At 64.8% G+C, this 7,335-nt stretch carries 5 protein-coding genes; 1 reads left to right on the top strand and 4 read right to left on the bottom strand.

Going from position 1 to position 7,335, the window contains the following annotated elements; translation table 11 throughout:
- Window positions 1-193 precede the first annotated feature (193 nt).
- Both ACIQ67_RS11780 and glmS read right to left on the bottom strand, forming a co-directional pair.
- A complete protein-coding gene (locus tag ACIQ67_RS11780; RefSeq protein WP_397534559.1) occupies window positions 194-1,234 on the bottom strand; it encodes a DUF4238 domain-containing protein in 1,041 nt (346 codons plus the stop codon).
- A gap of 680 nt (window positions 1,235-1,914) precedes the next feature.
- Complete coding sequence (gene glmS / locus ACIQ67_RS11775; RefSeq protein WP_397534558.1) at window positions 1,915-3,786, bottom strand: glutamine--fructose-6-phosphate transaminase (isomerizing); 1,872 nt, start codon at window positions 3,784-3,786, stop codon at window positions 1,915-1,917.
- Between the two features lie 145 nt (window positions 3,787-3,931).
- Between glmS and ACIQ67_RS11770 the strand changes: the two genes are divergently transcribed.
- Window positions 3,932-4,423, top strand: a complete 492-nt coding sequence (locus tag ACIQ67_RS11770; RefSeq protein ID WP_397534557.1) for an Lrp/AsnC family transcriptional regulator — start codon at window positions 3,932-3,934, stop codon at window positions 4,421-4,423.
- Window positions 4,424-4,438: 15 nt separating this feature from the next.
- Here the strand turns inward: ACIQ67_RS11770 and ACIQ67_RS11765 are convergent, their stop codons facing one another.
- Window positions 4,439-5,620: a class I SAM-dependent rRNA methyltransferase gene (locus ACIQ67_RS11765; RefSeq protein WP_397534556.1), complete on the bottom strand. Its 1,182-nt coding sequence runs from the start codon at window positions 5,618-5,620 to the stop codon at window positions 4,439-4,441.
- A gap of 128 nt (window positions 5,621-5,748) precedes the next feature.
- A complete protein-coding gene (locus ACIQ67_RS11760; RefSeq protein WP_397534555.1) occupies window positions 5,749-7,323 on the bottom strand; it encodes a hypothetical protein in 1,575 nt (524 codons plus the stop codon).
- Window positions 7,324-7,335: the final 12 nt, after the last annotated feature.

Below are 7,335 nucleotides of genomic sequence, written 5' to 3'. Positions count from 1 at the left end.
CGGCTGAGAATTGCGGCTGCGCCGCCTTGTCCGCCTTGTCCGCCGTGGCGGTCGTCTTCGTCTTGCGTGGCATTCATGCTCCTTGTCGACATGCTATGCCTCACACACAAAATTTCTGACAGGTTCCAGATACCCGTTGCGCGACGGGTTCCCCGAGTGGTAGAGGCCCTGAGATCGAAAGATCCAAGTACCTCTAGCGTTGGTCATTGCGAAGCTCGTCAGCCATGCGTCGGACAGCTACTGTCCCAGACGTCCCAAACTCGATGGCCAGCTCATCATCAACATTGGTGGATGGATGTGCGACCACAAACTCGTCGCTTACGCGAAACGCTGCTCTCTGAAGCTCATTCGCTGTCGGAATCTCTGTTCGCGAGCCTCTACTGCTTCCAACAAGAACGATCGAGGAAGACACCGGCATGTAGATGTTTTCGATGTCGTCTTCGAGCGTGAAGATGGGTGCGAGGTGACTACCTTTTCGGACACACCACGCGATGCTGTCGCTCAGGACAATACCGTCGCACTCGACCGCCTCGTAGGAAAAGGCGCTCAAGGTTTTGACTCTAGCTGTCGGAGTCGGGCCAGCAAGTAACGCTTTGCTGTGCGCTCCAAACACCGTTGCACCCATGCTGTCGCCAAACGTCGCCAGCACACCCCGAAACCTGTCGGCAATTCCTGAGAACTCACTGCTCATGATGCTCGCCTCAACCTGAGCCATCGCTGCATTGAGCATCTGTTTGTACGCCGGGGTTCGCTTGAACTGCTTAAGCACTGTCTTGCCGTACTGCGTTTGGAGCGCGTCTTCCAGCTCTTTGCTCACCGACGAGGGGTCCTTGCGAATCTCACGGAGGATGGACTCTCGCATCGAGGTCTCATCCTGAAACCGGCGATCAATCTCAGCTAACGCAACCCTTCCCGTCTCTTCCATGTATGCGCGAATGCTTCGAACACGGGACGTCATGTGCGATATCAGGGTGGCCGCGCTTTCGCTGTCGATGGCGCCCTTCGTTAAGCACACCGCCTTGAGGATCTCTTTGATCTTGTTTTCTTCGGTTGAGACTACTTCGTCTACGGTTCCTGGCCCAGGTGCTCCGAAGAAATCCCGCTCAAGTGCGACGTTGCTAATGGATGCCAAGAACCCACCGCGAACGCGATGCGTAACGCGTACTTGTTCCTTCCCGTCCGCGAATCCACGCAGGAGCATTCGCGGAATGAAGTGCTGTCGTCTACCCGCCATCTGTTGACCACTGATGTTCTTTGCAAGGTTTCGCAAGCCTAACCGTGATTGAAGTGTTCAGGCCCGTACAGCCGAAAGACCGCTCCTGTTCGGAGCGGACATCGCAGGGCGTACTTCGAACGGCCGGTCCCGCCGCCAAACGGCCACTGAGGGCTGCGGCGGCTACGACCGCTCCGGGTCGGGCGTACCAATTCGCTGCCGCTGACAGCGGTCGTTCGGCCGCCCCAGAGATCGCGGCGGCGTGCGACTGACCGCTCACCAAGCCGATGCGGTCATAGGAGGAGCTGATCCGCGAACGACTGCTTCAGGCCAGAGCCGCCGCTCACCCGCCGAAACGGATCGGCCGCTGTCAGCCTTGCGCCGCCCCTGAGAGCCAAGAGCCTCAATGAGACGGATCTAGCCGATCGACTCCGTGCGATCTATCTGTCTTTGGGTGCAGCATCAGGTTGCATGGCCGTTGAGCGAGGCCGCCACGCCTCGTGAGCTTTCTGCCATGCATCGCGCCGCAGGCGCAATCAGGGACTGGCAGGGGATCCGTTCCCTGACGCTTTCTGTTTACGACTTCGGTGGAAGTCAGCCGGCGCACTCATGCTGAGCCGCATCCTGCCTCAGCGCGTACTTGCGACTTTAATGCACAGATTACGACATTAATGTCCAAGAACACCAGCAATCTGCGACGGTCATTCGACCGTCACGGATTTGGCCAAGTTTCTGGGCTTGTCCACATCCGTCCCACGTGCGCAAGCCGTGTGATACGCCAGCAATTGCAGCGGTACCGTGTGCAGGATGGGGCTCAGAGCACCGTAGTGCTCAGGCATGCGGATCACGTGAAGGCCGGGCTCGCTTTCGATCTTCGTGTCGCCGTCGGCAAACACATAGAGCTGGCCGCCGCGGGCGCGCACTTCCTGCATATTGCTCTTGAGCTTTTCCAGCAGCGTGTCGTTGGGCGCCACCGTCACCACCGGCATTTCGGCCGTCACCAGCGCCAACGGGCCGTGCTTCAGCTCGCCGGCCGGGTAGGCCTCGGCGTGGATGTAGGAGATTTCCTTGAGCTTCAAGGCGCCCTCCAGCGCAATCGGGTAATGCAGGCCGCGGCCCAGGAACAGAGCGTTTTCCTTGCGGGCGAACTCTTCGCTCCAGGCGATCACCTGCGGCTCCAGCGCCAGCACGGCCTGCACAGCCACCGGCAGATGGCGCAGCGCCTTCAGGTGCTCATGCTCCTGCGCTTCGCTGAGATGGCCGCGCGTCTGCGCCAGCGCCAGCGTCAGCAGGAACAGGCCTACCAATTGCGTGGTGAAGGCCTTGGTGGAGGCCACGCCAATCTCGGCACCGGCGCGGGTGATGTAGGCCAGCTCGCACTCGCGCACCATGGCGCTGGTGGAGACGTTGCACACCGTCAGCGTGTGCAGCATGCCTTGAGCGCGCGCATGCTTGAGGGCCGCCAGCGTGTCGGCCGTCTCGCCGCTCTGGCTTATCGTAACGACCAGGGTGCGCGGATTCGGCACGCTGTCGCGGTAGCGGTATTCGCTGGCGATCTCCACACTGGTGGGGATCTTGGCGATGCTCTCCAGCCAATACTTGGCTGTGGAGCCGGCGTAGTAGCTGGTGCCGCAGGCCAGGATCAGCACCGAATCCACTTCCTTGAAGATGCGGAAGGCGCCGTCGCCGAACAGCTCGGGGCTGATGTTGGTGATGGACTCCAGCGTATTGGCGATCGCGGTCGGCTGCTCGAAGATTTCCTTCTGCATGTAGTGGCGATATGGGCCCAACTCGGCAGCACCACTGTGCGCGTGCACCGTGCGCACCTGGCGCTCAGCGGGCAGGTAGCGGCCGCTTTCGGCATCCAGCTGGCTGATCCAGTAGCGACCCAGCTGCAGGTCCACCACATCGCCCTCTTCCAGATAGACGATCTGATCGGTGACGCCAGCCAGGGCCATCGCGTCCGAAGCCAGGAAGTGCTCGCCCTGCGCCGGGTCGGTGCCCACGCCCAGCACCAGCGGCGAGCCTTCGCGGGCACCGATCACGCGGTGCGGCTCGTCGCGGCAGAACACGGCAATCGCATAGGCGCCGCGCAGGCGGGTCAGCGCCTGCTGCACGGCCTCCAGCAGGTCGCCGTGGTAGTGGTGGTCCACCAGATGGGCGATCACCTCGGTGTCGGTCTGGCTGAGGAATTCGTAGCCGCGGCCTTTCAGCTCGGCGCGCAGTTCGTCATGGTTCTCGATGATGCCGTTGTGCACCAGCGCAATGCGCCCGGCCGTGGCTGCAGCGGCATTCGGGCCATGCGAGAAATGCGGGTGGGCGTTGTGCACCGCCGGCACGCCGTGCGTGGCCCAGCGCGTGTGGGCAATGCCGGTGCCCGAGGCAATGCCGTCTTCGGCAGACAACGCGTCGAGTTCAGCCACACGCGAGGTGCTGCGCGCACGCTTGAGTTCGCCGCCCTGGTGCACCGCCACGCCGCAAGAGTCATAGCCACGGTATTCCAGGCGCTTCAAGCCTTCGATGAGAACCGGAACGATGTTGCGCTGACTGACGGCGCCGACGATGCCACACATAGCTTGTCTCCCAGGGTTGCGGCCAAGTTGCCGAGGGCGATGGTAGGCAGGCCAGCAAGACAGATGCTTTCAATTTCGAATCTGTTTTGAAATCAAAAACCGAGCGTGATAAATTACCCAATAATATTTCACGAAAGAATTATTTATGAATGAATCAATCATTCACTCCGGACTCGACGGCACCGATCTGCGCCTGCTCGACCTCTTGCAGCAGGATGCCTCGCTGTCCAACCAAGCGCTGGCCGAGCGCGCGCACATCTCGCCGGCCACCTGCCTGCGGAGGGTGAAGCGGCTGGTGGAGAGCGGCATCATCGAGCGGCGCGTGGCGCTGCTGTCGCCGGCCAAGGTGGGCGCCGGCCTGTCAGCCATCGTGGAGATCACGCTGGACCGCCAGGGCGCCGAGCATCTGCAGGCCTTCGAGCAGGCCGTCGTCGGCGATGCGGCTGTGCAGCAGTGCTGGCGCGTCTCGCCAGGGCCGGATTTCGTGCTGGTGGTGCAGACGTCCGACATGCCGGCCTATAACGCGCTGGTTCAACGCCTGTTCACGCAGCAGGCCAATGTGCGCAATGTCAAAAGCTTCTTCAGCCTGCAGCGCGTGAAGTTCGACCCGCGGCTGGCGCTGCCGACGCGGGGCTGAAGGCGGGGTATCGCCTCAGCGCTTCAGGATCAGCAAACCCTTCAGGTATTCGCCCTCGGGGAAGTAGATCGTCTGCGGATGGTCGGGCGCCGCGCCGACGCGGTCGAGGATGAAGCCGTCCACGCCGGCATCCAGGCCTGCACCGGCCACGATCTTGTGGAACAGGTCCGGCGGGATGCCGCCCGAGCAAGAGAAGGTGAACAGCAGGCCGCCAGGCGCCAGCAGCTTCAGGCCCAGGCGGTTGATGTCCTTGTAGGCACGCGCGGCGCGCTCGGCGTGCGCGGCCGTGGGCGCGAACTTGGGCGGGTCGAGCACGATGGCGTCAAACGTGCGGCCTTCCTGCAGATAGCGGCGCAGGGTCTGATTGACATCGGCATCCAGCGCCGTGTGGCGCGCGGCATCAAAGCCGTTCAGCGCCACATGGGCGCAGGCACGCTCAAGCGCCGGGCCGGAGGAATCGACGCTGATCACTTCTTCAGCGCCGCCGGCCAGCGCAGCCACCGAGAAGCCGCCGGTGTAGCTGAAGCAGTTGAGCACCGACTTCGCGCCGTAGTGGCGCACGACCTCGGCAAACTTCTTGCGGCTGTCGCGCTGGTCCAAGTAGTAGCCGGTCTTGTGGCCCTCGGCCACATCCAGGCTGAGGCGCCACTCATGCTCCTGGATCACGATCTCGGTGACACCCTCGCCGCGCAGCCAGCCGCGCACCTCGGGCAGGCCTTCGAGGCCGCGCACGCTGGCATCGCTGCGCTCGTACAGGCGCGCAAGGCCGGTGGCGGCCAGCAACGCATCGGCGATCACCGCCTTCCAGCGCTCCGTGCCGGCGGTGCCAAACTGCGCCACCAGCGTGTCGCCATAGCGGTCGACGATCAGGCCCGGCAGGCCGTCGGATTCGCCATGGAACAGCCGCACCGCGTCCGAGGCAATCGGCAGCCGCGCACGCACCGCCACGGCTGATTCGATGCGGCGCTGGAAGAAGGCCGCGTCGATGCGCTCGGCGGCGTCAAAACTCCAGGCGCGCGCGCGGATCTGCGATTCGGGGCTGAAGGCGGCCCAGCAGAGGAATTCACCCTCGGCAGAGTCGACGCGCACGGTCTCACCGGCGTCGGCCCGGCCTTTCTCGATCGAGCCTTGAAAGATCCAGGGGTGGCGGCGCTGCAGCGAGCGCTCCTTGCCGGCGCGAAGACGAATGCTTTTCATGGCCGCGATTGTCGCCGCGCCGCGGCGAGCGCTGTCGCTTCAGGTGCAGCACGCGGCCACCAGCCGAATACAGTGCTGCAGCACGGCGAGACGCCGCAACAAAGTGATGCGCTTGAAGCGTCAGCGCTTCAGCGAGTCAGCGTACCGAAGGCGTAGCCCAGCGACACATTCACCAGCGAGGACGCTTGCGTTTCGCCTCGCAGGCTGCGCCACTGGCCCAGGCCAGTGCGCAGGCGCCAGCGCTGCTCGCTACCCAGCGACCATTGCGCCCAGGCCTCGGCCTGCGCCACCGCCCCGCCGGCCACCGCTACGCCGCCGCCGCCGGCGGCACCCACCAGCGCCTCGACACCGACGCGCGGTTGCCCCGGCAGGCTGGCCCAGGGCTGGGTCTGCACCCCCAGGCCGAACAGGCCGAAGGAGTAAGCCCCGGCGCTGCCGAAAGCGGCGCTGCCGGCCTGCGCCGTGCCGTAGACATTGCGGCCCAAGTCACGCGTCAGCACCATCGCCAGATGCCCAACGCTCTCTTCGCGGCCGTTCTTGAAGCGCACATTGGGCAGATGCTGCAGGCTGGCGTACACGGCCTGCGTCTGCACTAGGCCCTCGCGCTCAGCGAACGGGCCTTCGCGGCCAATCGCCTCATCCAGCGGCAAGGCCAGCGAGAAGCGTGCAAAGGTGGACTTGAACTTGCCCGTGGCAGCACCCATCACGCCGGCATCCAGATGCAGGCTTGGGCCCCAGGGCGATTTCCAGCGCAGCGTCGGCCCGGCCTTCACCAGCCAGCCATTGCCGGTGTCCACATCGCCGCCACCGCCCAGGCCGGCGGCCACATGCCAGCCGCCGCGCAGTCGCGGCGAGCCGAGCGCGAAGTCCTCACCCAGCGTGCCAAGCACTTCCATATAGCCATCAGCGCCGCCTGATGCCGCACCGGCGGCCTCCAGGCCCCACCAGGCGCCGTCGGTGACGTACTGGCGCAGCACCGCACCGGCCTTGCCCATGCTGGCGGACGGCGTGCCGCTACGGTTGCGCGCGCTGCTGTGCGGCTTGTAGCGGCCCACGCTCAGCGCAATCTCATCGAAGCCCAGGCCGCTGCGCTTGTAGCTGCTGGCGCGCCGGCCGGCATCCCGCGGCGCGTAGCTCATGAAGCCGTCGGAATAGCCCAGCACAAGCCCCACCGAACTGCCCTTGACGTTGCCGCTGGGGAAGCGCGTGTGCGCCGCCGATACGCCGTAGTACCAGTTGCCGGCTTCGGCGCGCAGTGACAACTCGGGGCGCAGCATCAGCCCGCCGCCGAAGCGCACCTGGTCCGAGCTCAGACCGCCGCCAGCGCCGGCGTAGAGGCTGGCCGCCCAGTGCAGATTCGGGCTCAGGCGGCCACGGCGCTGGGCGGTGAAGCCGACAGTGAAGATGCCGCCATAGTTGCCTTGTGCAGCGCCGTAGAAGCTCGGGCCTACGCCCCAGCCCTCGTTCATCGCCACCAGATAGCTGGCGCCCAGCAGCGCGATGCGGTCCTGGGTGGGCATGCGCAACGGCGTCCAGTTGAGCTCGAAAGCCGCGGGCTGCGCCTGCAGAAAGGCCGGCAGGGGCAAGGCCGCCGCTGCCTCGTCGCGCTGCTCGACGCGTTGCGCCAGCGCGGTGATGGACAGCAGTGACAAGGTCAGCGCGCCCGCAGCGCGGCAGACAAGGCTCAGATCAATCTTGGACATGGGCGCGGAGGT

Origin of the sequence: Roseateles sp. (assembly GCF_044373315.1) — a bacterium.
Classification (GTDB): Bacteria; Pseudomonadota; Gammaproteobacteria; order Burkholderiales; family Burkholderiaceae_C; genus JACDQM01.
Note: the sequence above shows the minus strand (reverse complement) of the source record. Positions and strands in the feature narration are given on the sequence as shown.